Genomic DNA, 25962 nt, shown 5'->3' with positions numbered 1-25962 from the left:
CAACGATCGGGCGGCTCCGGTCAGGGCTTGCGGCCGAACGACGGCCGGTAGACCTCGCCACCCTCGTCGTCCTCGGCCACCGGCTCCTCGCGCTCGGAGGGGTCGGGGTCGAACGGGTCGATGACGTCCGCCAGCTCACCGACATCGCGCAGCAGCCGTTCCAGGCGCGCGGGCGACGAGTTCGGCGGGGCCGCGGCCAGCACCCAGTCGTTCTCCATCCAGACGACCGTGACGTCGCCACCGATCTCCTCGGCGGCGTCGATCAGGTCCGGCGTGATGATCTTGCGAGCCGCCGGGACGTCCGTGACGAACGCGTACCGCGAGCCCACCGGCCCGAGCAGGTCGGGCATCGGCATCTTGTCGTTGTCGCGCTGGAACGGGACCGTCGACAGCCACAGTTCGATCACCACCGACAGCGCCTTGCGACAGCGCACGCCGACCAGCACCGAGTTGACCTTGCCACCGGTCTCGTGGTCGAGCACGTAGACCTGCCTGCGGCCGTCCGCGGTGAAGGTGGAGCCCGCGACGACGTCACGGGCGAGACCCGTGCCGTAGTACGCGATGGCTCCCGCTTCCCAGCGGGTCGGCAGCACGTGGTCTGTCTCCTCGAACTGCCAGCCGCGCAGAGCAGCCCAACGGCGCCGTTCACGATTACGCGCGGTTCGTTGCGCCCGGTCGGTCGCGAGCAGGGCAAACCCCGCCACGCCCGCCACCGCGGCGACGGTGAACCAGACCCACGCCGGTATGCCCACAGCCAGAGCCTAGTGGGTCGGGGGCGAACAACGAAGATCACTTCCGCGCGTCGTGACCTGGGCGTGCCTTTCCTCAGGAAAGCCGGTCCATCGCCGCCTGGCTCCCGGCGTCCGCGGCACGGAAGATCACCAGCAGCTGACCGGGGTCCTGAAGGGACGTGAGCGTCTCGAACCGCAGGGCGATCCGACCGGCGCGCGGATGCCGCATCACCTTGTCCCCGCGACCGTTGAGCCTCACGTCGCCCGCGGCCCACAGCCGCGCGAACTCGTCGTCGCCGGTGACGCACTCGGCGATGAGGCCGGCCAGCACCTGGTCCTCGGGGTGCGCGGCCCACGCGGAACGCAGGTGGGCGACGCCGTCGCGCACGGTCCGGTCGCGGTCGACGTAGCGCTCCCGGATCTCCGGGTGCAGCAGGCACAACCAGATCGCGTTGCGCCGCGACGGCGGCAGGGTGTCGAAGTCCACGAGCACCTTCACCATCTCGCTGTTCCAGGCGAGGAGGTCGAAGCGGTGGTTCATCACCATGGCCGGCCGCGGTGCCAGGTCGGCGACCAGCCCGGCCAGCGACGGGTCCGCCTCGGTGGCGGCCTTGTCCTCGCCGCGCGGCCGTTGCCGGGTGAGACCGAAGAGGTAGGCGCGTTCGTCGGTGTTCAGCCGCAGCGCACCGGCCAGGGCCTCGACCACGTCCGCCGAGGGCCGCAGCCCGCGTGCCTGCTCCAGCCGCACGACGTAGTCGACGCTGACGCCGGCCAGTTCGGCGACCTCCTCGCGACGCAGTCCGGGAGTCCGCCGCTGCCGGCGTGCGGGAAGGCCGAGGTCCTGCGGGTCCAGCCGTTCACGCCTGCTCCGCAGGAACGCGGCCAGCTCCTGCGTCACATCGGTGACCATGGTCGGTGCAACGGTCCGGGTAGGACTCGTGTTCCCAGGAAGTTCCTTCCCTTACCCCCGGTTTCCGGTGACCACAGGCTGGTGGCACACCACGAACACGGGAGAAACACCATGTCGCTCGACACCTACCGGCTGCTGGGCCGCTCCGGGCTGCGGGTCTCCCCGCTGGCACTGGGCACCGCGACCTTCGGCAACGAGTGGGGCTGGGGCTCCTCGCCGGAAGACGCGCGGCGGCTGTTCGAGATCTACGTGGAGCGCGGCGGCAACTTCGTCGACACCGCGGCCTCCTACGGCGGTTCCGAAGAGCTGCTGGGCGAACTCACCCAGGACCGGCGCGAAAGCCTGGTGCTGGCGACGAAGTACTCGACGCTGCGCACGCCCGGAGACCCGAACTCCGGCGGCTCGCACCGCAAGAACCTGTTCGCCTCCGTCGAGAACAGCCTGCGCCGGCTGCGCACGGACCACGTCGACCTGCTGTACGTGCACGTCTGGGACGCGCTGACGCCGTTCGAGGAAGTCCTGCGCGGCCTGGACGACCTGGTCAGGCAGGGCAAGGTCCTGTACGTGGGGATGTCCAACACCCCGGCCTGGGAGATCTCCCGCATGCAGGCGGTCGCCGACCTGCGCGGCTGGTCGCCGTTGGCCGCGCTGCAGATCGAGTACAGCCTCATCAACCGCGGCGGTGAACGCGACCTGATCCCGATGGCGCGGGCGCTGGGGCTGGGAGTGCTCCCGTTCTCCCCGCTGGGCGGCGGCGTGCTGTCCGGCAAGTACTCCAGCCCCTCCGAGGCCGGCACCAACCGCAGGAGCTTCAACGCCGGCCTGGGCATGGTCACCGAACGCACGCTCGCCATCGCCGACGCCGTGCGCGAAGTGGCCGCGGAGGTGGAACGCACGCCCGCCCAGGTCGCGCTGGCGTGGAACCTGCGGCGGCCCGGTGTGACGGCACCTGTCATCGGCGCCCGGACGCCCGAGCAGTTGCTGGGGAACCTGGACGCGCTGGAGGCCGGTCTGACCGACGAGCAGACAGCCCGTCTGGACTCGGTCAGCGCGATCGATCTCGGCTACCCGCACGACCTGCTCGGCGGCGACCACGTCCGAACGGTGATGTCAGGCGAGCTGACAGTCGAAAGCCGCCGCTGAGTGCGGCACCACGACGACCTGGTCCTCGTCCTCGTACAGGATCCGGCCCGGGTCGTCGCTGGTCAGCCGCTCCCACCGCACCCCGTGCGCGTCGAGGAGAGCGAGGTAACCCGGTAGACGTTCCACCAGGTGTGTCGCCTCCGCCTTGAACCACGCGCGGGCACCGGGGTTGACCTCCCGGTCGTAGACCGTCGGGTCGACCGTCGACGGATCGGTGTAGGCGGCGTTGTACCAGGCGTTGTTGACACGCACGAACTCTTCTTGCTCCTCGGTGAGCTCGCCACGCCGGCGCAGGCCGTTCACCAGTCCGAAGACCCCGGGGAAGTTCCCGTTGGCGTTGGCCTGCGCCGCCTGATACCTCACGAACATCAGTTGCTGCGGCCCACGATCAGACCGCTGTTGTCGTCCAGCACGTCGACCCGCACGGTGTCGCCGTCCCGCACCTCGCCGGCCAGCAGTTCCTTGGCCAGCTGGTCGCCGATCGCCGACTGCACCAGCCGCCGCAGCGGCCGAGCCCCGTAGATCGCGTCGAAACCGTTCAGCGCCAACCAGTCCCTGGCCGACGGCGTGACCTCCAGGGTCAGGCGACGGGCCGCGAGCCGGTCCGCCAGGCGAGTGATCTGGATGTCCACAATGGACGTCAGCTCCTCGGTGGCGAGCGCGTGGAACACCACGACGTCGTCCAGCCGGTTCAGGAACTCCGGCTTGAAGTGCCGTTGCACCACGGCCATCACCGCGTCCTTGCGCTCCCGCTCGGTCAGCGACGGGTTCACGATGGTCTGCGAACCCAGGTTCGAGGTGAGCACCAGGATCGTGTTGCGGAAGTCGACCGTGCGGCCCTGGCCGTCGGTCAGGCGGCCGTCGTCGAGGACCTGCAGGAGCACGTCGAAGACGTCCGGGTGGGCCTTCTCGACCTCGTCCAGCAGCACGACCGAGTACGGGCGGCGGCGGACCGACTCGGTGAGCTGGCCGCCCTGGTCGTAGCCGACGTAGCCGGGAGGCGCGCCGACCAGGCGGGCCACCGAGTGCTTCTCGGAGTACTCGCTCATGTCGATGCGGATCATCGCCCGCTCGTCGTCGAACAGGAACCCCGCCAGCGCCTTCGCGAGCTCGGTCTTGCCGACGCCGGTGGGGCCGAGGAACAGGAACGAGCCCGTCGGGCGGTCCGGGTCCGCGACTCCGGCGCGCGTGCGGCGCACCGCGTCCGACACGACCCGCACCGCTTCGGCCTGGCCGACGACCCGGCGTGCGAGTTCGTCCTCCATCCGCAGCAGCTTGGTGGTCTCGCCTTCGAGCAGGCGGCCGGCCGGGATGCCGGTCCACGCCGCCACGACGTCCGCTACGTCGTCGGGGCCGACCTCCTCCTTGAGCATCGCATCGTCCTGTGTGGACTCCGCGGCGACGGAGAGTTCCTTCTCCAGCTCGGGAATCCGGCCGTAACGGAGTTCGGCGGCACGACCGAGGTCACCGTCGCGCTCGGCCCGTTCGGACTCGCCGCGCAACGACTCCAGCTGCTCCTTCAGGCCGCGGACGCGGTCGATGGAACCCTTCTCGTTCTGCCACCTGGCCGTCAGCGCGGACAGTTCCTCGCGCTTCTCCGCGAGTTCGGCGCGCAGCACGTGCAGCCGTTCGACCGACGCCGCGTCGGACTCCTTGGCCAGCGCCATCTCCTCGATCTCGAGGCGCCGCACGGCACGTTCGACGGTGTCGATCTCGACGGGCCGGGAGTCGATCTCCATGCGCAGCCGGGACGCGGCCTCGTCGACGAGGTCGATGGCCTTGTCCGGCAGGAAGCGCGCGGTGATGTAGCGGTCGGACAGCGTGGCGGCGGCGACGAGGGCGGCGTCCGTGATGCGCACGCCGTGGTGCACCTCGTAGCGCTCCTTGAGCCCGCGCAGGATGCCGACCGTGTCCTCCACCGACGGTTCGCCGACCAGCACCTGCTGGAAGCGGCGTTCCAGGGCGGCGTCCTTCTCGATGTGCTCGCGGTACTCGTCCAGGGTCGTGGCACCGACCATGCGCAGCTCACCGCGGGCGAGCATCGGCTTGATCATGTTGCCGGCGTCCATCGCCGACTCACCGGTCGCGCCGGCACCGACGATCGTGTGCAGCTCGTCGATGAACGTGATGACCTGCCCGGCCGAGTCGGTGATCTCCTTGAGCACGGCCTTGAGCCGCTCCTCGAACTCACCGCGGTACTTCGCGCCCGCGACCATCGAGCCGAGGTCCAGGGACACGACCTTCTTGCCGCGCAACGACTCCGGCACGTCACCGGCCACGACGCGCTGCGCCAGGCCCTCGACGATCGCCGTCTTGCCGACACCGGGCTCGCCGATCAGCACGGGGTTGTTCTTGGTACGGCGCGACAGCACCTGCACGACCCGGCGGATCTCGGCGTCACGGCCGATCACCGGGTCGAGCTCGCCCTTGCGCGCACGTTCGGTCAGGTCGACGCCGTACTTCTCCAGCGCCTTGTAGGTGCCCTCGGGATCGGCCGACGTCACCCGCGCCGACCCGCGCACCTTCGCGAAGGCCTCGGTGAGCGCGTCGGGCGTCGCACCGTGCCGCCGCAGCAGGTCGGCCACCGGGCCGCCGTACTGCGCGAGCCCGACGAGCAGGTGCTCGGTCGACACGTACTCGTCACCCATCTCGGTGGCGAGCTCCTGCGCCTTGTTGATCACCCGCACGGCGTCGCGCGAGAACTGCGGAGCGGACACGGTCGAACCGGAAGCGCTGGGCAACGAGCGGGAGAGCTGCTCCAGCTCCTTGCGCACCTGCGCGGGGTCGGCACCCACGGCCGACAGCAACGGGGCGGTCAACCCGTCCGTCTGCGCCAGCAGTGCACTGAGCAGGTGCACGGAACCCACGTCCGGGTTCCCGTTCAGCGTCGCGGCCTGCACCGCCGCGGACACGGCCTGCTGCGTCTTGGTCGTCGGGTTGAAAGCGTCCATTCCTCCACCTCGTGGTCAGCCTCCAGCATGGACCATCATCCCGCACAACGTCAGAAAAGTTGAGTGTGTTCCGCTCAACCTTGAAATCGGTCCAGATCACACGCCGACTAGGCGAAGATCAGCTCATGACCTCAATCATCCACAGCATCACGATCGACACGCGCGACTCCTACGAGATCGCCTCCTGGTGGAGCAAGGTGCTGGGCCTGCCGCTGCACCCCGACGACAACCCCGGCGACCCCGAGTCGATGATCGAACTGCCGAACGGCCTCCGCTACCTGTTCATCAACGTGCCGGAGGGCAAGGAGCTGAAGAACCGGCTGCACCTGGATCTGCAGCCGGCCGACAACACGCGCGACGAGGAGGTCGAACGCCTCCAGGCCATCGGCGCGCAGATCTTCGACGATCAGCGCAGGCCGGACGGCACCGGCTGGGTCACGATGCGCGACCCCGAGGGCAACGAGTTCTGCGTGGAACGCAGCGCAGCCGAGCGCGCCGCGACCTCCTGATCGCTGTCACTCGAAAGCACCAACAGCTTGTCCACAGCGGGGACCGAGTTGTCCACAATCCGCTGGTCAGTATCCACAGGTGAATCAAGCTCAGTGGCGACCGTCTGTGCACCAGAACCCGTTGGAGTGACAATTTCGTCTTCCACCGAGTCCCGCAGCGGCTGCTCCTTGATCAGCAGGACCGCGATCACCGTGAACACCGCGAGACCGGCGGCGATGAGGAAGAGCTCACCCATCGCGTCGCCGTAGGAGTCCCGTACGACTGGGGAGAGGGAACCGCGGTCGAGCGTCTTCGTGCTCACCGAGGCGGCCAGCACGGCCCCGAGCACCGAGACGCCGGCCGTCCCGCCCAGCGACCGCAGGAACGTGGCCGTGGAGCTCGCGGCCCCGAGGTCCGCCATCCCCACGCCGTTCTGCACGGCCAGCACCAGGTTCTGCATGGTCAGCCCCACGCCCACGCCGACCAGCGCGAGGTAGCCGCCCATCAGCACGAGGTTGGTGCGGTGGTCGATGGTCCCGAGCAACGCCAGGCCTACGACCAGCGAGAACGATCCCCAGACCAGGTAGCTCTTCCACCGCCCGCTCTTGGCGATCAACTGCCCGCTCACCGTGGACGAGATGCTCAGCCCGAGCACCAGCGGCACGGTCAGCAACCCGGCCTTGGTCGGCGAGAACCCGCGCGCGATCTGGAAGTACTGCCCCATGAACACCGAGGCCCCGAACATCGCCGTGCCCACCGCGACGCCACCCAGCATCGCCAGCACCACGGTCCGGTTCTTGAACAGGTGCAGCGGGATGACCGGCGCGGACGCCCGCCGTTCCACGAAGTAGGCACCCACGATCGCGAGCACCGCCCCGGCGACGAACAGCGCGCTCTCCGCGCTGATCCAGGCGAAGTCCTTGCCCGCGAACGACACCCACATCAGCACCAGGCTCACGCCACCGGTGATCAGCGTGGCGCCGAGGTAGTCGATCTTCACGTGCTGCTTGCGGACCGGCAGGTGCAGCGTCTTGTGCAGCACGGCCAGCGCCACCAGCGCCAGGGGCACGCAGACGAAGAAGCACCAGCGCCAGCCGGGCCAGTCGACGAGGAACCCGCCGACCAGCGGCCCGCCCACGGTCCCGGCGGAGATCACCATGCCGGTGTAGCCGCTGTACCGGCCCCGTTCGCGCGGGCTGAGCAGCGCGCCGACGACGACCTGCCCCAGCGCCTGCACACCACCCATCCCCAGCCCCTGGAGGACCCGGAACGAGATGAGCTGCTCCATGTTCTGACTGAACCCGGACAGCACGGAGCCGACGACGAAGATCACGATCGCCGCCTGCAACAACTTCTTCTTGTCGAACAGGTCCGCGAGCTTGCCCCACAGCGGCGTACTGGCCGTCGAGGCGAGCAGCATCGACGTGATGACCCACGTGTACTGGGTCTGCGTGCCCTTGAGCTCGGCCAGGATCGTCGGGAGAGCGTTCGAGACGATGGTGGAGCTGAGGATCGCGACGAGCAACGCCACCCAGATACCGGACAGCGCTTCGAGGATCTCCCGATGTGACGAGGGCCGACTCAAAACCGGCACACCTCCAGCAGTTAGTTGATGTCATACAACTATATCTGGAGATAGTTAGCTAGGCCAACTAATTCGGTGGCTGATCGGTCACACCTCAGGGTCACGCCACCCGCTCAAGCCCCGGTCGCGCAAGCAGCAGCAGCCGATCACCCGCGATGCCGAAGGCGAGCCGTCCTTACCGAACGGGCTGGGCGGTGGGGGGTCTGGGGGCAGAGCCCCCCAGGGGAAGCACCCAACGCAACCTGGCCGCCCGCAAGGCGACCACCCGCACGGTCGCGGATCACACAGGCGACCACCCGCCCGGTCGGTCGCGGCCCGCAATGCGACAGCCCTCGTCGTCCACGCACAACGCGGACGACGAGGGCTGTGGTGGCGGGTTCAGCTGCCGGCGTCGCTCATCCTGTCGGCCTTGGCCCCGAAGAAGTCACCACCCTTGCGCTTGACGTCGTCCGTCCCCCAGTCGCGGATCCGGTCCACGGGAACCATCCGGGGGATGTGCTTGCGGCAGTGGATGTAGGCCTCCTCGACCTCGACCACCACCCACCGCTCGACCCGCTTGTCGTCACCGGCGAGCTCCTCGAACTCGTCCAGGGGCGCGATCCGGGCGCGGCCGTTGACGTGCAGCCCGATCAGGTCCTCGGTGAAGTCCACCATCAGCATCCCGATGTGCGGGTTCTCCATGATGTTGCCCAGCGACGCCATCACTCCGTTGCCCCGGTACTCGGGGTAGACGACCGTCTTGGAGTCGACGACGGTCATGAACCCGGCCTGCCCCGCACGCAGCGAGGAGTCGCACTCCCCGTCGGCATCGGCCGTCGAGATGAAGGCCATCTCCATGCGGCCGACGAACTCGGCCATCGCCGGGTTGAGGTGGTCCAGCACCTGGTCCTTGTAGAAGCGCATAGCGCGATCGGACGTCTCCAGGGCACATTGGAGGTAGTGCTCACCTCGTGAGCCGGGAAGGTCGACACGGTCGGGTGAGGTGGTTTCAGTGAGTTCAGGCAGGGACACGCGCCCAACCCAAGCACGCAAGCGCGCAACCCGGTACAGACGGACCCTCACATTCACGCTGTTGCGGTAACAACTACTCACCTAGAGTGACCATGCTTCGCTCAAAGGTGGCATCAAGGAGTCAAACAGCCCGATCAGGGGTTACTGTCCACCCTGTCGGGGGACGGATGCTTGACGAGGACGAACAGCGCCTTGCCGGCGCCACTGAACGCCTAATGAGAACGTGGAGACTGCGCGCGGACCATGACTGCGAACGCTGTGCTGAGCCCCATCCCTACCCCGCCCCACCGAGAACCCCCGCCTGGTGTCACCGCGATGGTGCGGATGATCCGGGAGAGCTTCGCGGTGGTGGAGCCGCACTCCGAAGAAGTGGCGAAGTTCTTCTACGGAATGCTCTTCTCGCTCTCGCCTGCCACACGCGAGATGTTCCCCGCGAACATGGAGGTGCAACGCAGCCGTCTGCTGCGCGCCCTCGTGCACGTGGTGCAGATGGTCGACCGCCCGGACGACCTCATTCCCTTCCTGCGTCAGCTGGGACGTGACCACCGCAAGTTCGGTGTCATCAACGTCCACTACGAGGCGGTCGGGACGGCACTGCTGTCCGCGGTGAAGAAGTTCTCCGGTGCCGCCTGGACGCCCAAGGTCGAGATGGCGTGGGCCGAGGCCTACACGTTGATGGCCAGGGCGATGCAGGAGGCGGCCGACGCCGACAACGGGCCCGCGTACTGGCACGCGACGGTGCTGGAGCACCAGCGCGTCTCGTGGGACCTGGCCGTCGTCCGGCTGCAACCGGACCACCCCGTCAGCTACAAGGCCGGTCAGTACGTCAGCGTGGAGACGCCGCAGCGCAAGCGCCTGTGGCGGTACTACTCGCCGGCGAACGCCCCGCGCGAGGACGGTGTCATCGAGTTCCACATCCGGTCCGTCGACGGCGGCTGGGTGTCCCGCTCGGTGGTCGGCCACACGCAGGCCGGCGACACCTGGCGGATCGGACCGCCGATGGGACGTCTGTCGGTCGACCGCACGGCCGGGTCGGACATCCTGATGGTGGCCGGTGGCACGGGCGTCGCGCCGATGCACGCGATCATCGACGAGATGGCGCAGTTCGGCGAGAACCCGCGCGTGCACCTGTTCTACGGCGGCCGCACCCGCGAGGACCTCTACGACCTGGACAACCTGCAACGCATCGCGACCACGAACCCGTGGCTCACGGTCGTGCCGGTGCTGGAGTCGGACCCCGGCGTCCGAGGTGTCGAGCAGGGCAGCCTCGCCGACGTGGTCACCCGCTACGGCGCGTGGGAAGAGCGTGACGTCCTGGTCTGCGGCAGCCCAGCCATGATCAGGTCGACGGTCTCCCGCATGCTCGTCGCCGGAACTCCTCTCGACCGGATCAAGTACGACCCGTTCACGCTGGACTAAACTCGGCACGTCGTAAGCGACTGGCGTGCCGAGGGTGGAACTGACCACCGGGAAGCGACGGCCGAGCGCACCGAACGCCTGGGTGCCCGGCACGGAGTGATGCCGTGCTGCGCGAAGTCGATCCCGAGATCGCCACTCTCATCCAGGCGGAGGAACGCCGTCAGGCGAGCAAGCTGCGCATGATCGCGTCCGAGAACGACGTGTCGGCTGCCGTACTTGAAGCCACCGGCTCGGTGCTGACCAACAAGTACTCCGAGGGCTACCCCGGCAAGCGGTACTACGAGGGCCAGCAGGTCGTCGACCAGGTCGAACAGCTCGCCATCGACCGGGCGAAAGCCCTGTTCGGCGTGGACCACGCGAACGTCCAGCCGCTGTCCGGCGCCCCGGCGAACCTCGCCGTCTACCTGGCGTTCCTGCAGCCCGGCGACACCGTGATGGGCATGTCCCTGCCGATGGGCGGCCATCTCACGCACGGCTGGAGCGTGTCCGCGACCGGCAAGTGGTTCAACGCGGTCCAGTACGAGGTCCGCAAGGACACCGGCGTCGTGGACATGGACGAGGTCAGGGCGCTGGCGCAGGCCGAACGCCCGAAGGTGATCTTCTGCGGCGGCACGGCCATCCCGCGCACCATCGACTTCCCGGCGTTCGCGGAGATCGCCCGTGAGATCGACGCGGTCCTGGTCGCCGACATCGCGCACATCGCCGGACTCGTCGCGGGCGGCGCGCACCCGTCACCGGCCGGGCACGCGCCGGTGATCACCACGACCACGCACAAGACGTTGCGCGGCCCGCGTGGCGCGATGATCCTGTGCGACGCCGAGCACGCGAAGGCGATCGACCGGGCCGTGTTCCCCGGCCTGCAGGGCGGTCCGCACGACCACACGACGGCCGCGATCGCCGTGGCGCTGCACGAGGCGTCACAGCCGGAGTTCCGCGAGTACGCGCACATGATCGTGAAGAACGCGCAAGCGCTCGCAGAGGCGTTGCTGGAGCGCGGCTTCGACCTGGTCTCCGGCGGCACCGACAACCACCTGGTGCTGATCGACCTGACGTCCAAGCTGATCGGCGGCAAGCCGGCCGCACGGGCCCTGGACCGGGCGGGCATCGAGCTGAACTACAACGCGGTCCCGTTCGACACCCGCAAGCCGTTCGACCCGTCCGGCATCCGGCTCGGCACCCCCGGCGTCACGACGCGCGGCCTCAAGCCGGAGCAGATGCCGTTGATCGCGAACTGGATGGATCGCGCCATCGCCGCCCACGACAACGACCAGGCGCTGGACCGCATCGCCGCCGAAGTCCAGGAACTACTCGGCACCCTCTAGGCCCACGGCCGCGCCGCGCACCTCTTCGAGAGCCCGGCGGGCGACTTCCGCGAAGTCCCCGCCGGTCTCCAGCCACTCGGCGTAGCCGCGTCGCAGGGCCAGCACACCGAGCTCCGAGGCGACGTCCGCGTCGAGCTCCGGCACACCACGTTCCAGCAGCCCGGCCTTCATCGTGCGGGCGAACCCGGCCATCTTCAACGCGTCCCGCTCGCGCAGCTCGTCGTTGGCGGCGATCACCGCCAACCGGCGCGGGCCGTTCGCCCAGCGGTCCTGGGTGAAGGTGACGGCCATCGCCACCAGCGCCCCTTCGATCGCCCCCAGCGCGCCGGCGGACTCGGGAGCGCCGGCGATCCCGTCGGTGATCAGCTCCAGCAGCCGGTCCTGCCCGCTGAACAGCACCTCGCGCTTGTCCCGGAAGTGCCGGAAGTACGTGCTCTTCGTCAGGCCCGCGCGCTCGGCGATCTGCGCGACCGCCGTGTTCTCGTAGCCCTGCTCGTCGAACAGGTCGAGTGCGGCGCGCACCAACCGATCTCCCGCGTCCGGCTCCCATCGACCCATGGCTCACATCATAAGTGATGCGACTTGGTCTCATCACTCTGCTACTGTCGATGAGACCAAGTCCCATCACTCGAAGGAAGTGTCATGAAGGTCTTCGTCACGGGAGCTAGCGGCCACGTCGGCTCGGCACTGGTTCCAGAACTGCTCAACGCCGGCCACGAGGTCGTCGGGCTCGCCCGGTCCGACGCGTCCGCCGCCAAGCTCGAAGCGCAGGGCGCCGGCGTGCGGCGCGGCGACCTGGACGACCTCGACGGACTGCGCAAGGGCGCGGCCGAGTCGGACGCCGTGATCCACCTGGCGTTCAAGCACGAGGAGATGTACGCGGGCGACTACCAGGGCGCATCCGACGCCGATCTCGCCGTCGTCCAGGCGTTCCTGGACGAGCTCGCCGGCACCGGCAAGGCGCTGATCGGCACCGGCGGCACGCTGTCGTACTCGGGCCTCGGCCGCACCGCCACCGAGGAGGAACGGGTCTCGAGCGAGGGCCCGCGCGGCGCCGCCCGCAACCTGATCATCGACGCCCAGGACGTCCGCGGCTCAGTCGTCGTGCTGCCCCCGACCGTCCACAGTGCACTGGACACGGCCGGATTCATCCCGATCCTGGTCAGGACCGCCCGCGCCACGGGGATTTCCGGCTACCCCGGCGACGGCACGAACCGCTGGTCGGCCACGCACACGCTGGACGCGGCGAGGCTCTACCGGCTGGCAGCGGAGAAGGCCCCGGCGGGCTCGGTGCTGCACGCGGTCGCCGAGGAGGCCGTGACGATGCGGGAGATCGCCGAGGTCATCGGCCGGAAGCTGAACGTGCCCGTCGAGGCCATCCCGGCGGAGCGCGCCCAGGAGCACTTCGGGCCGCTCGCGTTCATGGTGTCGCGGGACGCACCGACGTCGGGTGCGCGCACGAAGGCGTTGCTGGGCTGGGAACCGAAGGAACCCGGCGTCCTGGAGGACCTGGAGGCCGGGTTCTACTTCGACGAGAGCTGAGCTTCGAACCCGAGGTGCGCCGGGGAGGTCGCGCCGCCGGAGTCCGGCTCTGTCGGCGCAGATTCCTCAAGCGCGGCACGGATTTCCCGCTCGCTCTTCCACGCGCGTGACACGCCATCTTCCGGCCCTTCACGCACCTCTGGCCGGCCGATGTGGACGGCCGATGTGGATGGCGTGGCCTGTCCATCTCTCGATCGCCTGCCGCCGTTGTACCGCCCTGTCGCCGCCCACCCCCTTCCGCTTGCGGGGGAAGGTGATCATGGTTTCCGGACATCTACTAGACGGCGTCAGGCGTGGATCAGGACCAGATTCACCCGTCCGGGTGGCCCAAGCTCGGACACAGCCAGAGCTTCTCGACCGCGGTCAGCGGTCAGCGGTCAGCCCGCACGACGGCGCGACGCTCGCCGCGTCCGCGCAGTGGTCGCGGAAGTCGACCACCCTGGGACGCGGCGTCGCGAAGACCTCGTAGACGCGCTCGATCACTTGCGCGGCTTGGGTTTCCACACGACCAGCGCGGTCTCCTGCCGGATCGGCACGAGGTCACGCCGGTAGGAGGCGTGTACGGCGGCGGCCGTGGAATCGGCCGCCGCCAACGCCTGAGCCAGTTCCTGCTGGAGTTCGGCGACCCGCGAGCGCAGTGCGTCGACCTGGTTCTCCAGGTCGATGATCCGCTTGATGCCCGCGAGGTTCACGCCCTCGTCCTGCGAGAGGCGCTGGACTTCGCGCAGCAGCACGATGTCGCGCATCGAGTAGCGGCGGCCTCCGCCGTTCGTGCGGCCCGGCGAGACCAGACCCAGCCGGTCGTAGGACCGCAGGGTCTGGGCGTGCAGGCCCGACAGCTGGGCCGCCACCGAGATCACGAAGAACGGCGTGTCCTCATCGGTCCCCGGAGGGAACGGAAAACCCACCGGACTCACCGCCCTTCAAGGAGTGCGTTCAGATCGCCTCGCGGATCGTGGTCCTGCGTCACGTCGGCATACGCCTCAAGTGCCTTGCGGGCCTCGGACGACAGGTTGTTCGGCACCGCGACCTCCAGGGTGATCAGGAGATCGCCCGCGGTCCCGTCCCGCTTCGTGATCCCCTTGCCCCGCGCCCGCAGCACCCGCCCGGAGGCGGTGCCGGCGGGCACCTTCAAGGAAACCTTGCCGTCGAGCGTCGGCACGGTCAACGTCGATCCCAGAGCGAGCTCGGAGAACGTCATCGGCGCCGTCAGCGTCAGGTCGTTGCCCTGACGGCCGAACACGCTGTGCGGGTTGACGTGCACGCGCACGAACAGATCACCGTTCGGACCGCCGTTGCGGCCTGGTTCGCCTTGTCCCGCAAGGCGAATCCGCTGGCCGTCGTCGACACCCGACGGGATCCGCACGGTCAGCGTGCGGGTGCGGGTGCTGACGCCGTCGCCACCGCACTCGGGGCACGGGTCGTCGATGATCTTGCCGGTGCCTCGGCAGTCGCGGCACGGCTCGCTGAACGCGAACGCGCCCTGCGACCGCGTGACGAGGCCGGAACCCGAACACGTCGCACAGGTGTGCGGCGTGGTGCCGGGCTTGGCACCGGAACCGTTGCACGTCGTGCAGGCGGCGGGGGACGACAGGCGCAGCGGCACCGTCGCCCCCTTCACCGCCTCGGTGAAGTCGATGCGGACGTCGGTCTCGACGTCCTCACCACGACGCGGACGCGTCGGCGAACCCGCCCCCGCGCCGCCACGCCGGTTGAACAGGCCGCCGAGCAGGTCGCCCAGGCCGCCGCCACCGGTGTTCTGCGCGGCACGGCCGAACAGGTCGTTGACGTCGAACCCGCCGGAGCCGAAGCCGCCGGAGCCTGGGAAGCCGCCGCCGCCCGCGAACAGGCGGCGGGCCTCGTCGTACTGCTTGCGCTTGGCCGGGTCCGACAGCACGCCGTAGGCCTCGGAGACCGACTTGAAGCGGGCCTCGGCCTTGGCGTCACCGGGGTTCGCGTCGGGGTGCAGCTCGCGGGCGAGCTTGCGGTACGACTTCTTGATCTCGTCCGCTGTCGCCTCGGAGGAGACGCCCAGCTCGCGGTAGAAGTCCTTCTCGATCCAGTCCCTCTGACTCACCGGACGGCTCCTCCTCCCTAGGCTTCTTCGGACGACGCGGCGGGCTCGTGGTCGGTCACCGCGACGAGCGCGGGCCGGACGAGCTTGTCGCCGAAGGTGTAGCCACGGCGCAGGACCGCGGTGACCGTCGGGCCGTCGACGTCCGGGGACGTGCTGTGCTGCACGGCCTCGTGCACCGACGGGTCGAACGCCTCGCCGTCGTGCGCGAACGGCTCCAGGCCGGTCTTGGCGAGCGTGGACACGAGCTTGTCCGCGACCGCCTTGAACGCACCGGTCAGGTCGCCGTGGGCGGCGGCCCGCTCGATGTCGTCCAGCACCGAGAGCAGTTCGGAGGCGACGGACGCCTTCGCGTTGGTGATCACCGCTTCGCGGTCGCGTTCCACCCGCTTGCGGTAGTTCGCGTACTCGGCGGTGAGCCGCTGAAGGTCGGCGGTGCGCTCGTCGAGCTGGGTCTTCAGCTCGGCGGCCACCTCGTCCACGACCTCGGCGACCAGAGGTTCGGCCGGAGATTCAGCCGGAGCAGTGCCCTCTTCCTCGGCGACGTGGGCCGGCGGCCGGACCTCACCCGTTTCGGGGTCGATCCGGCGCCGGTCGTTCACGACGACCTGAGGCTGCTCCTCGTCAGGGGCGGCATGCCTCGGTTCGGTCACTTCTTCTCGTCCTCGTCCACGATCTCGGCGTCGACGACGTCGTCGTCCTTCTTGGCGCCGGCACCCGCACCGGCGGCGCCCGGCGCGTCAGCACCAGGGGCCTCGGCGCCGGGAGCACCCGGAGCGTTGGCGTAGATCGCCTGGCCGATGGCCTGGGACTCGGTCGCGAGCTTCTCGACCGCCGTCTTGATGGCGTTGATGTCGGTGCCCTTGAGCGCCTCGTTCGCCTCGGCGATCGCGGCGTTGACCTTGTCCTTGATCTCGGCGGGGAGCTTGTCGTCGTTCTCCTTGACGACCTTCTCCGTCTGGTAGACCAGCGTCTCGGCCTGGTTGCGGACCTCGGCCTCCTCGCGGCGGCGCTTGTCCTCCTCCGCGTGGGCCTCGGCGTCCTTGACCATGCGGTCGATGTCGTCCTTCGGCAGCGCGGAGCCACCGGTGATCGTCATCGACTGCTCCTTGCCGGTGCCCAGGTCCTTCGCCGACACGTGGACGATGCCGTTCGCGTCGATGTCGAAGGTGACCTCGATCTGCGGCACGCCACGGGGGGCGGGCGGCAGGCCGGTCAGCTCGAACATGCCGAGCTTCTTGTTGTGCGCCGCGATCTCGCGCTCGCCCTGGAAGACCTGGATCTGCACGGACGGCTGGCTGTCGTCGGCCGTCGTGAAGGTCTCGGAGCGCTTCGTCGGGATCGTGGTGTTGCGCTCGATCAGCTTGGTCATGATGCCGCCCTTGGTCTCGATGCCCAGGGACAGCGGGGTGACGTCGAGCAGCAGGACGTCCTTGACCTCACCCTTGAGGACACCGGCCTGCAGGGCGGCGCCGACGGCGACGACCTCGTCCGGGTTCACGCCCTTGTTGGGCTCACGGCCGCCGGTCAGCTCCTTGACGAGCTCAGCGACGGCGGGCATGCGGGTGGAGCCACCGACGAGCACGACGTGGTCGATGTCGCCGACGGAGACGCCGGCGTCCTTGATCACGTTGTTGAACGGCGCGCGGGTGCGCTCGAGCAGGTCGTTCGTGATGCGCTGGAACTCGGCGCGAGACAGCGTCTCGTCGAGGAACAGCGGGTTCTTGTCACCGTCGACGGTGATGTACGGCAGGTTGATCGAGGCGTTGTTGGAGCTCGACAGCTCGATCTTGGCCTTCTCCGCAGCCTCGCGGATGCGCTGAAGGGCCATCTTGTCCTTCGTCAGGTCGATGCCGTTGGCCGACTTGAAGCGCTCGACCAGCCAGTCGACGACGCGCTGGTCCCAGTCGTCGCCACCGAGGTGGTTGTCACCGGAGGTCGCACGGACCTCGACCACGCCGTCGCCGAGCTCGAGCAGCGAGACGTCGAACGTGCCGCCACCGAGGTCGAAGACCAGGATGGTCTGCTCCTTCTCGCCCTTGTCGAGGCCGTAAGCCAGAGCGGCCGACGTCGGCTCGTTGACGATGCGGAGCACGTTGAGACCCGCGATCTGGCCGGCCTCCTTGGTGGCCTGGCGCTGCGCGTCCTCGAAGTAGGCGGGGACGGTGATGACCGCGTCGGTGATCTCTTCGCCCAGGTACGCCTCGGCGTCGCGCTTGAGCTTCATCAGCACGCGCGCGCTGATCTCCTGCGAGGTGTACTTCTTGCCGTCGATCTCGTCGGTCTGCCAGGTCGTGCCGACGTGGCGCTTGACCGAGCGGATCGTGCGGTCGACGTTGGTGACGGCCTGGTTCTTCGCGGGCTGGCCCACGAGGACCTCGCCATTCTTGGCGAAAGCGACGATGGACGGGGTCGTCCTGGAGCCCTCCGAGTTGGCGATGACCGTCGGCTCACCGCCTTCGAGGACTGCGACGACCGAGTTGGTCGTCCCGAGGTCGATGCCGACTGCACGCGCCATTGGAGTTCCTTCCGCTAGTACTTGTTGAGTGTTGCTGGCTCAAGTTTGCCATCCGCTCAACGTTGAGCCTACCCGACTCAAGGTTTCTGACTGTCCTAACGGCCGACAAAGTCTGGTTGTTCCCTCACAACGCACTGAGGACCACCCCTTGTGGAGTGGTCCTCAGCACATTCCCCCTGACTCACCTCAGGCCGCGAACACCTGCACGTCCCCCGAGCCCGCGTTGAGGTTGAGTTCGAGCGACGCACCAGGATCGGTCGGGACCTGGACCGCGCGGTCGCCGCTGCCCGACGCGCCGACGAGCTTGAACGGACCACCCGGCACCCGGACGGTGATGTCACCGGACCCGGTGGTGGCTCGCACCGACTTCGCCGCCGACAACGTCAGCGTGATTCGCCCGGAGTCGGCCTTCGCGATCACCTCGCTCTCCATCGAGGTGCCGTTGATGTCGCCGGAACCCGTGTCGAGCAGCGCCTTGCCCTTGATCGCGTCCAGTGCGATCCGGCCGGACCCCATGTCGGCCGTGACGGCCCCACCGATCCTGGTGCCCTCGAAGTCACCGGACCCGGCCTTCACCTTGACGTCGCCCGCGATGTCGCGGGCGATGATCCTGCCGGAGCCCGCCCCGAAGTTGACGGAGGCCAGCCCCTCGACGGTCGCGTCCCCCGAACCGAGGTCACCGACGACCGTGATGTCCGCCGACGGGACCAGGACCTCGTAGTTGATCTCGCATTCGTCGCCGCAGCCGTCCAGCACCAGCGTGCTGCCCTCGATGCGGTGCGCGACACCCGAGGGCTTGTTGTCCTTGTTGTGCTCGACCCTGCGGTGGACCTTCGTCTCGGTCAGGCCCTGCTGGTACCGGATCGTCACGTCCCCCGAGTCCTGGTCGCTGCGGACCTTGACCGACGTGAACTTCTCAGCGACGACGTGGTCGTCCTGGAACTCGTACTTCATGATGCGGATGCCGCCACAGGCCGTGAGCCCGGTAAGCACCGCCCCCGCCACCAACGCCACCAGCGCCGTCCTCATCATGAGCACAAAACTAGAGGCGGCGGGGCTCAGCTACACGGCAGCAAGCCCCCGAAGGCGGGGTGGGGTTGTCCCTACCGTGCGCTAGACGAGATCTTCGAGCACGGCGCGCAACGCCGGAGCCGTGCGCGCCGGGTCGTTCAGGAAGTGAGTCGACGCCAGCACGTGCGCGGGCGCGATGCGTTCCCAGAGCAGGCCTTCGACCGGCACCTGGGCGATGTGCAGCTCCACGCTCTGCGCCCACCGGCCGATGCGCGACTCGATGCCGCGCAGCACGTCTCCTATCGGCAACGCCGCCGGGCTCTGCACGCGGTGCAGCTGCTCGATGCCCGGCTTGAGCGCGAGCACCACGGCCCGGCTGGCCGGCCTCGTCAGCAACGCCTCGGCGTCCTCGGGCGTCGCGGGCTCGGCACCGCGCCTGCAGGCGTCCAGCGCGTCGGCCCACCAGCCCGGCCACTCGGCGGTCACGGCGGCGCGGTCGGTGCCCAGCGGCACCTGCACGGGCAGCGACGGGTCCAGGCCCGGCACGTGCGGCTCGACGTCGACCGACAACGCCAGCGAGTCGCGCACGTACAGCGCGGCGAGCAGCCCCAGGCTCACCCCGTGGCTGATGCCGGACACCTCTCGCGCGAACCTCATGACCTCATTGTTCCCGCGGCGCGGCCGTGAATTCGTCGCGACCGCGGATCAAGAAGGACACGATTGGCTCCAGCTCGTCCTCGTTCGGAGCAACGTCGGCGATCAGACCCTGCATCAGCAGCCCGTCGATGGCCGCGAGGAACGCCCGGAACGCGACGGGATCCTCCGGCCGCACGACCTCCACGGCCAGGTCGAGCCACCGGCGCGCGGCGGGCTTCAGCTCGGGACGCCTGCCCGCCAGCAGGTACAGCTCGTACTCGGCGAGCGTGCGGCCGCGGTTCTCGTTCACGGCCTTCGCGAGGCTGCTCGCGATCTCACGGGCGGTGCCGCCGCTCGCGACGATCTTCAGCATGTCGTCGCACAGCGACTCCGCCGACCACACCAGCGTGGCGATCAACAGGTCGTCGAGCGTCGCGAAGTAGTAGGTGGGCGCCGTCGTCGGCACACCGGCTTCCCGGGCGACGCTGCGGTGGGTCACGCCGGCGACGCCCTCGCGTTCGATCACGCGCAGGGTGGCCTCGACGATGGCACGGCGCTTCTTCTCCCCGCGCGCCTTGCGACCGTCGACCTTCTGGATGTCTGCTACCGCGGTCAGTGCGTCCTCCCGAGTTCGAGCGTCACCACGCCTCCGATGATCAGGACCAGGCCGATGACCATCGTGGGGTTGAGGGTTTCGCCGAGGAACTTCCAGCCGATGATCGCGACGGCTGCAACGCCGATAGCGGACCATACGGCGTAAGCGACGCCCACGGGCATACCCAACTTCAACGCGCGCGAAAGTGCGGTGAAGGCGATGGCGTATCCGATGACGACGACGACCGACGGCCACAGTCTGCTGAAGCCGTCGGACAGCTTCAACGACACGGTGGCGGCGATCTCTCCCACGATCGCCGCGGCGAGATACACGTACAACACGGCGACCTCCGGCTTGCTCAGGACAACTACCTGAACAAGTGTTCCACAAGTTTTTGATCAATTTCCGGATACTTGACCGGTACGTGAGGAGACACCGGCCACGTCCAAGTGGTTACTGGTCAGTAACGTGTCCTAGACTCCCGCCATGACCCTCCAGCTGGTTCTCGGACTCGTCGCCGTGGCGGTGAGCGTCGTCGCCTGGGGCGTGTTCGTCGCCGCCGTGCTGAAGCAGATCAAGATCATCCGGCTCGGCCAGCCGGACGGCACCCGTTTCGGGCCGTTCGTGCCACGCCTGAAGACGATGATCGTCGAGTTCGTCGCGCACACCAGAATGGCGAAGTTCCGTTCGGTCGCCCCGTGGCACTGGATGGTGATGTGGGGCTTCCTCATCGGGTCCGCGGTGCTGTTCGAGGCGTACGGCGAGGTGTTCGACCCGCACTTCCACTGGCCGATCATCGGCACGTGGTCGGTCTGGCTGCTGCTGATCGAGCTGCTGGGCCTCGGCACCGTCGTCGGTGGTGTCGCCTTGGCGGTCATCCGCCAGCGCAACCACCCGCGCCGCGCCGACCGGCTCTCACGCTTCCAGGGCTCGGACTTCAAGTCCGCGTACTTCGTCGAAGCCGTCGTGATCATCGAGGGCGTCGGCATCCTGCTGGTCAAGGCGTTCAAGCAGTCGGCAGGCCTGGAAGAGGCGCCGCTGTGGACGTCGTTCGTGACGCAGCCGCTCTCGCACTTGCTGCCGACCGCCGCGATCTGGGTGTCCGTGATGGCGCTGGTCAAGCTGCTCAGCGGCATGATCTGGCTGATCGTGGTCGGCCGCAACCTCACGATGGGCGTTGCCTGGCACCGGTTCTCGGCGTTCTTCAACATCTACTTCAAGCGCGAGGACGACGGTGGCGTCGCTCTGGGCGCGCTGAAGCCGATGATGTCCGGCGGCAAGGTCCTCGATCTCGAAGAGGCCGACCCGGACAAGGACGTGTTCGGCGTCGGCAAGGTCGAGGACTTCACCTGGAAGGGCGTTCTCGACTTCTCCACCTGCACCGAGTGCGGCCGCTGCCAGTCGCAGTGCCCCGCCTGGAACACCGGCAAGCCGTTGTCCCCCAAGCTGGTCATCACGCAGCTGCGCGACCACATGTACGCCAAGGCGCCGTACCTGCTGGCCGGTGGCTCGCGCGACATGGCGGGCGACGAGGTCGGCCTCACCGAGGACAAGTACGAGGACTACAAGAAGCGCCTCGAGTCCATCGACGTGCTGGCCATGGCCGAGGCCGACCGACCGTTGATCGGCGGCCCCGACGAGCTGGGCGTCATCGACCCCGACGTGCTGTGGTCCTGCACGACCTGCGGCGCGTGCGTCGAGCAGTGCCCGGTGGACATCGAGCACGTCGACCACATCGTCGACATGCGCCGCTACCAGGTGCTGATCGAGTCGAACTTCCCGTCCGAGCTCGGCGGCATGTTCAAGAACCTGGAGAACAAGGGCAACCCGTGGGGCCAGAACTCCAAGGACCGCCTGGCGTGGACCGAGGGCCTCGAGTTCGAGGTGCCGGTGTTCGACGGCGAGCTGGGCGACGCGGAGTACCTGTTCTGGGTCGGTTGTGCCGGTGCGTACGAGGACCGCGCGAAGAAGACCACGCGTGCCGTCGCCGAACTGCTGCACACCGCGGGCGTGAAGTACACGGTGCTCGGCCCGGAGGAGACCTGCACCGGTGACCCGGCCCGCCGTGCCGGCAACGAGTTCCTGTTCCAGATGCTCGCGCAGCAGAACGTCGAGGTGCTCAACTCGGTGTTCGAGGACCGGCCCGCCGGTCAGCGCAAGATCGTCGTGACGTGCGCGCACTGCTTCAACACCCTGGCCAACGAGTACCCGCAGGTCGGTGGCACGTACGAGGTCGTGCACCACACGCAGCTGCTGAACAAGCTGGTGCGCGAACGCCGTCTGGTGCCGGTCGCGCCAGTCACCGAGGACGTCACGTACCACGACCCGTGCTACCTGGGCCGGCACAACAAGGTCTACGAGGCACCGCGTGAGCTGATCGGGGCGTCCGGTGCGAAGCTGCGCGAGATGCCGCGGCACGAGGAACGGTCCATGTGCTGCGGTGCCGGTGGCGCGCGCATGTGGATGGAGGAGCGGATCGGCAAGCGCATCAACGTCGACCGCGTGGACGAGGCGTTGTCCACGGCGCCGTCGAAGATCGCGACCGGTTGCCCGTTCTGCCGCGTGATGCTGACCGACGGCGTGACCGCGCGTCAGGCCGATGGCCTGGCCGGGGCGCACGTCGAGGTCGTGGACGTGGCGCAGATGCTGCTGGAGTCCGTGAAGCGCGGGCAGCCGGAGCCGGCAGCCGAGGACGCGAACGTCTGAGTCAGGCGACAGGAACGGCCCCGGTCCACTGTGGACCGGGGCCGTTTCCGTTGGTGGTCAGTGAGCCCAGACCTTGATCTTCTTGGCGTTGTTGCCCGGATCGGCGTCCGTCGCACCGGACGTCTCGGCGGTCGCGACGATCTCGCCGTGCCTGATCTGCGTGTCCACCCGTGCCTTCACCGTGTAGGTGACGGACTCGCCGATGTAGGTGTCCGCCTGGTAGAAGCTCGACAGGTAGACGCGCTGTCCGTCGATGAACCCTGCGGGTGCGTTGGTGGACAACGGGGTCAGACCCGGCGGGAACGTGGCGGTGCCGTACATCGGCGTGGGCATGTTGCTCTTGTTCCGGTAGGTGACCTCGACATCGACCACGTCACCGACCTTCATCACGCGAGGCGCGTCCAGGCGGCTGACCGACGGGTCGTACCGTCCCTGCACGAAACCCGCGTCGTACGGACCGGCCTGGCCGCCCGCCCCGAGAGTGAACCGCTCCGTCTGAAGCGTGTTCTGGCCGAAGTCCGAGTCGCCGCCGTTCTTGGTGAACGTCGTGTCCCAGCTCCGCGCGAACATGGTCACCACGTAGGTGCCCGCCGGGATGTTCTCGAACCGGTAGTCGCCGTTCGCGTCGGTGGTCGCCACCTCGTACAGCCCCGGAATCAGGAAGGTGTAGCCGGCCCGCGGCGCCTCGCCCGGCTGCCGGACGCCGTCCCCGTTGTCGTCGAACCACGCCGACCCGGTGATGACGCCGCCGGGCTCGTCGGCCATCGCCGGTTGAACGGCGAAGGCCGACGCGGCCAGTGCGAGTCCGAGTGCGGAAAGTCTTGTCACAGCACGCATTTCAAATCCCCCAGGACATGAAGTGAACATTCACCTTGGGAGACGTGCGCTGCGCGCCGAGGTTGCGTCAGTCGCTGTCGGTGACCTTGTCGTAGACCACGTTCAGCACCCAGCCGGTCAGGGCGACGATGATCGCGCCCCAGAACGCGGGCCAGAAGCCGTCGACGCGGAACGGCAGGTCGAGCTGCTCGGCGATCCACCCGGTGAACATGAACAGCAGCGCGTTCACCACGAGCCCGATCAGGCCGAGCGTCACCAGGTAGAACAGGCAGCCGAAGAACTTCACCAGCGGCTTCACGATCGCGTTGATCAGGCCGAAGATCACCGCGACGCCGATCAGCGTGAGGATCCTCGACCCGGTCGAGCCCTCGCCCAGGTCGATGCCCGGGAGGGCGGTCGACACCCAGACCGCCACGGCAGTCAGCAGCACTTGCACCAAGATGCCCATGCCGCAGACTAACCGTGACGGGTCCTAAGTGGTCAGGAGCGGCGGCGGCGCGCCACGAAGAACGCTCCCAGACCGGCCGCGAGCAGCACCGAGCCGAGGCCGAGGAAGCCCAGCGGCGAGGCACCGGTCGACGCGAGGCCGGAGTTGTTGCCCGCCTTGGCCACGGCCGGAGTGGTCGTGGTGGCCGGCGAGGCGGCGCCGGTGGTCGACGTGACCGGTGCGGTCGTCGTGGCGGTGCCCTTCTCGACGATCTTGATCGGCTTCGTCGCGACGTTGTTCCGGCGGTTGACGTCCGGCAGACGACCGAAGTTGAAGCGCGCCATGGCGTGCACCTCGGTGTACGTGATGTCGTCCAGCTCGAGCTTCAGGGCGACCTCGATCTGCTTGCCGGGAAGGATCTTGTCCTTGACGGTGAAGTCCTCGCGGGTGCCGGGACGCAGCGTCACGTTGTCGCTGTACGACAGGACCTTCGCGGCCAGGCTGCCCAGGACGAACGTCGGAGCGACCGGCACGTTGCCCTTGTTGGAGAGCGTGAGCTCGAGGTCGATCTGGTCGCCGAGGGTGTGGGTGTCCCTGGCAGGCGAGATCGCGGAGTCGAGGGCGATGTCCGCCTGGGCCTCGACGTAACGCAGGTCGAGGCGGTGCGTGCGGTTGTCGAGCATCTGCTGGATCTTGCGAGAGCCGGTCACCCAGTCGACGTCGTCGGCCGTCTTCGGCTCGGCCAGTGCGAGGCGGTCCGCGGTGAGATCCGGTGCGGTGACGGTGAAATCGCCGTTCGGCAGGTCGAGCGAGTAGGTGCCGTCCTGGCCTGCCTGGGTCTCCAGCTCGACCGCGCGGCCGCCTGCCGCCGTGCCGACGGCCTTGACCTTGCCCTGGTGGACCTTCTCATCGGCCTGCTTCACGCCGTCGCCGTTGGCGTCGACGAAGGTGGAGCCGGTGACGACGTGGCCGAGAAGGTTGAAGTCGGCGTCCGTCCTGCTCTCGGTCACGCTGTCGTAGCTGACCCGGTTGAAGCTGTACTCGAGTTCCCAGACGGCCACCGAGTACGACGGCCCCTTGGGCAGCACCGCCCGGTAGCGGCCGTCCGCGCCGGTGCCGAAGTCGCCGACGGTCTGGTGCGTGCCCTGGTCGGTGACGCGCACGCCCACACCGTTCGCACGGATGCTGTCACCGGCGTCGAAGGTGCGGTTGGCGTTGCGGTCGAGGTAGACGAGCCCCTCCACCGTGATCGTCTCGTCCTGTGCGAAGGCGGGAGCGCCTGTCGCGGCCAGGACGAGCGCGGCCGTCAGCGTGACGGCGAAGACGTTCTTCACTGATCCCCCAGCGTTCGTGTTGTCCATTTAGGACATCGGAACGCCGGGGGTCAGCGTTGCATGACACCGGTCACTCGGACAGCGGGTAACCACCCATCTCGCACCCCTCCCTCTCGCGCATTTAGCACGATATCGGATAGTACGAGTTCGTAGCAATTACTCCTTGCCGTCGAGTGCGAGCCGCGTGCGACGGTGCGCGGGCCCGAGTTCGCCGGACAGCACCTCCATCACCTGGCGTAGCAGGTCGCGCAGGTGCTCCAGATCGGCACCCGGCAGCGCGGTGAAGAGGTCGCGCTCCCGTTCGGCCTGGCCGGCGACGATCCGCAGGAAGATCTCGCGGCCGGCGTCGGTCAGCGTCGCGGGCAACGACCGGCGGTCGCTCGGGTCGAGTTCGCGGACGACGAGGCCCGCCTTCTCCAGCCGGTCGAGGCGGCTCGTGATCGTGGTGGCCGGGCTCAGCGTGCCGTTCGCGAGCTGCTTGGGCGTGAGCCGGTGCGGCGGCCCGATCCAGAAGAGCCGGGCGAGGATCTCGTAGTCGGCGCGGTTGAGCCCGTGCGGCGCGGCGATCTCCGTGGCGAGGAAGTCGAGGTACTTGCTGATCTGGTGCACCCGGTCGACCACGCCTTCGACCACCGGATCGATCGCCGGAACCATGGCCCTCCACGACTCGACCTCGGCATCGGTGTCGTCCGCACCACGCTTGCCCATCCTGTGATGGTAG

The 25962-nt window shown here is 68.5% G+C and carries 25 protein-coding genes and 1 riboswitch; of the genes, 6 read left to right on the top strand and 19 right to left on the bottom strand.

Going from position 1 to position 25962, the window contains the following annotated elements:
• Positions 1–20: 20 nt before the first annotated feature.
• Both ACIQF0_RS19975 and ACIQF0_RS19970 read right to left on the bottom strand, forming a co-directional pair.
• On the bottom strand, positions 21–752 hold the full coding sequence (locus ACIQF0_RS19975; protein WP_360040701.1) for a hypothetical protein: 732 nt from the start codon (positions 750–752) through the stop codon (positions 21–23).
• Between the two features lie 73 nt (positions 753–825).
• Positions 826–1641: a helix-turn-helix transcriptional regulator gene (locus tag ACIQF0_RS19970; RefSeq protein ID WP_401031191.1), complete on the bottom strand. Its 816-nt coding sequence runs from the start codon at positions 1639–1641 to the stop codon at positions 826–828.
• A gap of 111 nt (positions 1642–1752) precedes the next feature.
• Between ACIQF0_RS19970 and ACIQF0_RS19965 the strand changes: the two genes are divergently transcribed.
• Positions 1753–2784, top strand: coding sequence for an aldo/keto reductase (locus ACIQF0_RS19965; protein WP_401031189.1), 1032 nt, complete (start codon positions 1753–1755; stop codon positions 2782–2784).
• Here the strand turns inward: ACIQF0_RS19965 and ACIQF0_RS19960 are convergent.
• Positions 2752–3153, bottom strand: a complete 402-nt coding sequence (locus tag ACIQF0_RS19960) for a hypothetical protein (protein ID WP_401031187.1) — start codon at positions 3151–3153, stop codon at positions 2752–2754. The genes ACIQF0_RS19965 and ACIQF0_RS19960 overlap by 33 nt on opposite strands.
• On the bottom strand, positions 3153–5735 hold the full coding sequence (clpB, locus tag ACIQF0_RS19955; RefSeq protein ID WP_401031185.1) for an ATP-dependent chaperone ClpB: 2583 nt from the start codon (positions 5733–5735) through the stop codon (positions 3153–3155). The genes ACIQF0_RS19960 and clpB overlap by 1 nt, the downstream gene beginning before the upstream one ends.
• A 125-nt stretch (positions 5736–5860) precedes the next feature.
• Between clpB and ACIQF0_RS19950 the strand changes: the two genes are divergently transcribed.
• Positions 5861–6244, top strand: coding sequence for a VOC family protein (locus ACIQF0_RS19950; RefSeq protein ID WP_401031183.1), 384 nt, complete (start codon positions 5861–5863; stop codon positions 6242–6244).
• Here ACIQF0_RS19950 and ACIQF0_RS19945 read toward each other — a convergent pair.
• Both ACIQF0_RS19945 and ACIQF0_RS19940 read right to left on the bottom strand, forming a co-directional pair.
• Positions 6142–7809, bottom strand: coding sequence for an MDR family MFS transporter (locus ACIQF0_RS19945; protein WP_401031181.1), 1668 nt, complete (start codon positions 7807–7809; stop codon positions 6142–6144). The genes ACIQF0_RS19950 and ACIQF0_RS19945 overlap by 103 nt on opposite strands.
• A gap of 378 nt (positions 7810–8187) precedes the next feature.
• Positions 8188–8712, bottom strand: a complete 525-nt coding sequence (locus tag ACIQF0_RS19940) for a pyridoxamine 5'-phosphate oxidase family protein (protein ID WP_401031179.1) — start codon at positions 8710–8712, stop codon at positions 8188–8190.
• Positions 8713–9135: 423 nt separating this feature from the next.
• Between ACIQF0_RS19940 and ACIQF0_RS19935 the strand changes: the two genes are divergently transcribed.
• Positions 9136–10239, top strand: coding sequence for an FAD-binding oxidoreductase (locus ACIQF0_RS19935; protein ID WP_319976539.1), 1104 nt, complete (start codon positions 9136–9138; stop codon positions 10237–10239).
• Positions 10240–10245: 6 nt separating this feature from the next.
• Positions 10246–10330: riboswitch (ZMP/ZTP riboswitch) on the top strand.
• Between the two features lie 13 nt (positions 10331–10343).
• A complete protein-coding gene (gene glyA / locus ACIQF0_RS19930) occupies positions 10344–11561 on the top strand; it encodes a serine hydroxymethyltransferase (RefSeq protein ID WP_401031177.1) in 1218 nt (405 codons plus the stop codon).
• Here glyA and ACIQF0_RS19925 read toward each other — a convergent pair.
• Positions 11544–12119: a TetR/AcrR family transcriptional regulator gene (locus ACIQF0_RS19925; protein WP_401031176.1), complete on the bottom strand. Its 576-nt coding sequence runs from the start codon at positions 12117–12119 to the stop codon at positions 11544–11546. The two genes, glyA and ACIQF0_RS19925, sit on opposite strands and share 18 nt — an antisense overlap.
• A gap of 84 nt (positions 12120–12203) precedes the next feature.
• Here ACIQF0_RS19925 and ACIQF0_RS19920 point away from each other — a divergent pair, with 84 nt between their 5' ends.
• Positions 12204–13103 (top strand): SDR family oxidoreductase, encoded by a 900-nt coding sequence (locus ACIQF0_RS19920; RefSeq protein ID WP_401031174.1) that lies wholly within the window; start codon positions 12204–12206, stop codon positions 13101–13103.
• Between the two features lie 479 nt (positions 13104–13582).
• Here ACIQF0_RS19920 and ACIQF0_RS19915 read toward each other — a convergent pair whose 3' ends face one another.
• From ACIQF0_RS19915 to ACIQF0_RS19880, 8 genes are all read right to left on the bottom strand, one after another.
• On the bottom strand, positions 13583–14011 hold the full coding sequence (locus ACIQF0_RS19915) for a heat shock protein transcriptional repressor HspR (RefSeq protein ID WP_360040674.1): 429 nt from the start codon (positions 14009–14011) through the stop codon (positions 13583–13585).
• A gap of 5 nt (positions 14012–14016) precedes the next feature.
• Complete coding sequence (gene dnaJ / locus ACIQF0_RS19910; protein ID WP_360040671.1) at positions 14017–15180, bottom strand: molecular chaperone DnaJ; 1164 nt, start codon at positions 15178–15180, stop codon at positions 14017–14019.
• Between the two features lie 17 nt (positions 15181–15197).
• Complete coding sequence (grpE, locus tag ACIQF0_RS19905) at positions 15198–15830, bottom strand: nucleotide exchange factor GrpE (protein ID WP_360040669.1); 633 nt, start codon at positions 15828–15830, stop codon at positions 15198–15200.
• Positions 15827–17695 carry a molecular chaperone DnaK gene (gene dnaK, locus ACIQF0_RS19900; RefSeq protein WP_360040666.1) on the bottom strand — a complete coding sequence of 623 codons (1869 nt, stop codon included), beginning with the start codon at positions 17693–17695 and terminating at the stop codon, positions 15827–15829. The genes grpE and dnaK overlap by 4 nt, the downstream gene beginning before the upstream one ends.
• A gap of 186 nt (positions 17696–17881) precedes the next feature.
• Positions 17882–18727 (bottom strand): DUF4097 family beta strand repeat-containing protein, encoded by an 846-nt coding sequence (locus ACIQF0_RS19895; RefSeq protein ID WP_401031171.1) that lies wholly within the window; start codon positions 18725–18727, stop codon positions 17882–17884.
• Between the two features lie 81 nt (positions 18728–18808).
• Positions 18809–19363, bottom strand: a complete 555-nt coding sequence (locus ACIQF0_RS19890; RefSeq protein WP_401031169.1) for a hypothetical protein — start codon at positions 19361–19363, stop codon at positions 18809–18811.
• Positions 19364–19367: 4 nt separating this feature from the next.
• Complete coding sequence (locus tag ACIQF0_RS19885) at positions 19368–19940, bottom strand: TetR family transcriptional regulator (protein ID WP_093596257.1); 573 nt, start codon at positions 19938–19940, stop codon at positions 19368–19370.
• A gap of 14 nt (positions 19941–19954) precedes the next feature.
• Positions 19955–20278 (bottom strand): multidrug efflux SMR transporter, encoded by a 324-nt coding sequence (locus ACIQF0_RS19880; RefSeq protein ID WP_360040657.1) that lies wholly within the window; start codon positions 20276–20278, stop codon positions 19955–19957.
• 145 nt (positions 20279–20423) lie between these two features.
• Here ACIQF0_RS19880 and ACIQF0_RS19875 point away from each other — a divergent pair, with 145 nt between their 5' ends.
• Positions 20424–22643, top strand: a complete 2220-nt coding sequence (locus ACIQF0_RS19875) for a (Fe-S)-binding protein (RefSeq protein ID WP_401031167.1) — start codon at positions 20424–20426, stop codon at positions 22641–22643.
• 57 nt (positions 22644–22700) lie between these two features.
• Here the strand turns inward: ACIQF0_RS19875 and ACIQF0_RS19870 are convergent, their stop codons facing one another.
• The 4 genes from ACIQF0_RS19870 to ACIQF0_RS19855 all read right to left on the bottom strand — a co-directional run bounded on the left by ACIQF0_RS19870 (position 22701) and on the right by ACIQF0_RS19855 (position 25949).
• On the bottom strand, positions 22701–23480 hold the full coding sequence (locus ACIQF0_RS19870; RefSeq protein ID WP_401031165.1) for an SdrD B-like domain-containing protein: 780 nt from the start codon (positions 23478–23480) through the stop codon (positions 22701–22703).
• A 67-nt stretch (positions 23481–23547) separates the two neighbouring features.
• Positions 23548–23928: a phage holin family protein gene (locus ACIQF0_RS19865; protein ID WP_401031164.1), complete on the bottom strand. Its 381-nt coding sequence runs from the start codon at positions 23926–23928 to the stop codon at positions 23548–23550.
• A 32-nt stretch (positions 23929–23960) separates the two neighbouring features.
• Positions 23961–25268: a hypothetical protein gene (locus tag ACIQF0_RS19860; protein WP_401031162.1), complete on the bottom strand. Its 1308-nt coding sequence runs from the start codon at positions 25266–25268 to the stop codon at positions 23961–23963.
• Between the two features lie 129 nt (positions 25269–25397).
• A complete protein-coding gene (locus tag ACIQF0_RS19855; protein WP_401031160.1) occupies positions 25398–25949 on the bottom strand; it encodes a MarR family winged helix-turn-helix transcriptional regulator in 552 nt (183 codons plus the stop codon).
• Positions 25950–25962: the final 13 nt, after the last annotated feature.

Origin of the sequence: Lentzea sp. NPDC092896 (genome assembly GCF_044754905.1) — a bacterium.
In the GTDB taxonomy this organism is placed as follows: Bacteria; Actinomycetota; Actinomycetes; order Mycobacteriales; family Pseudonocardiaceae; genus Lentzea.
This window is presented reverse-complemented; position numbering and strand designations above follow the sequence as displayed.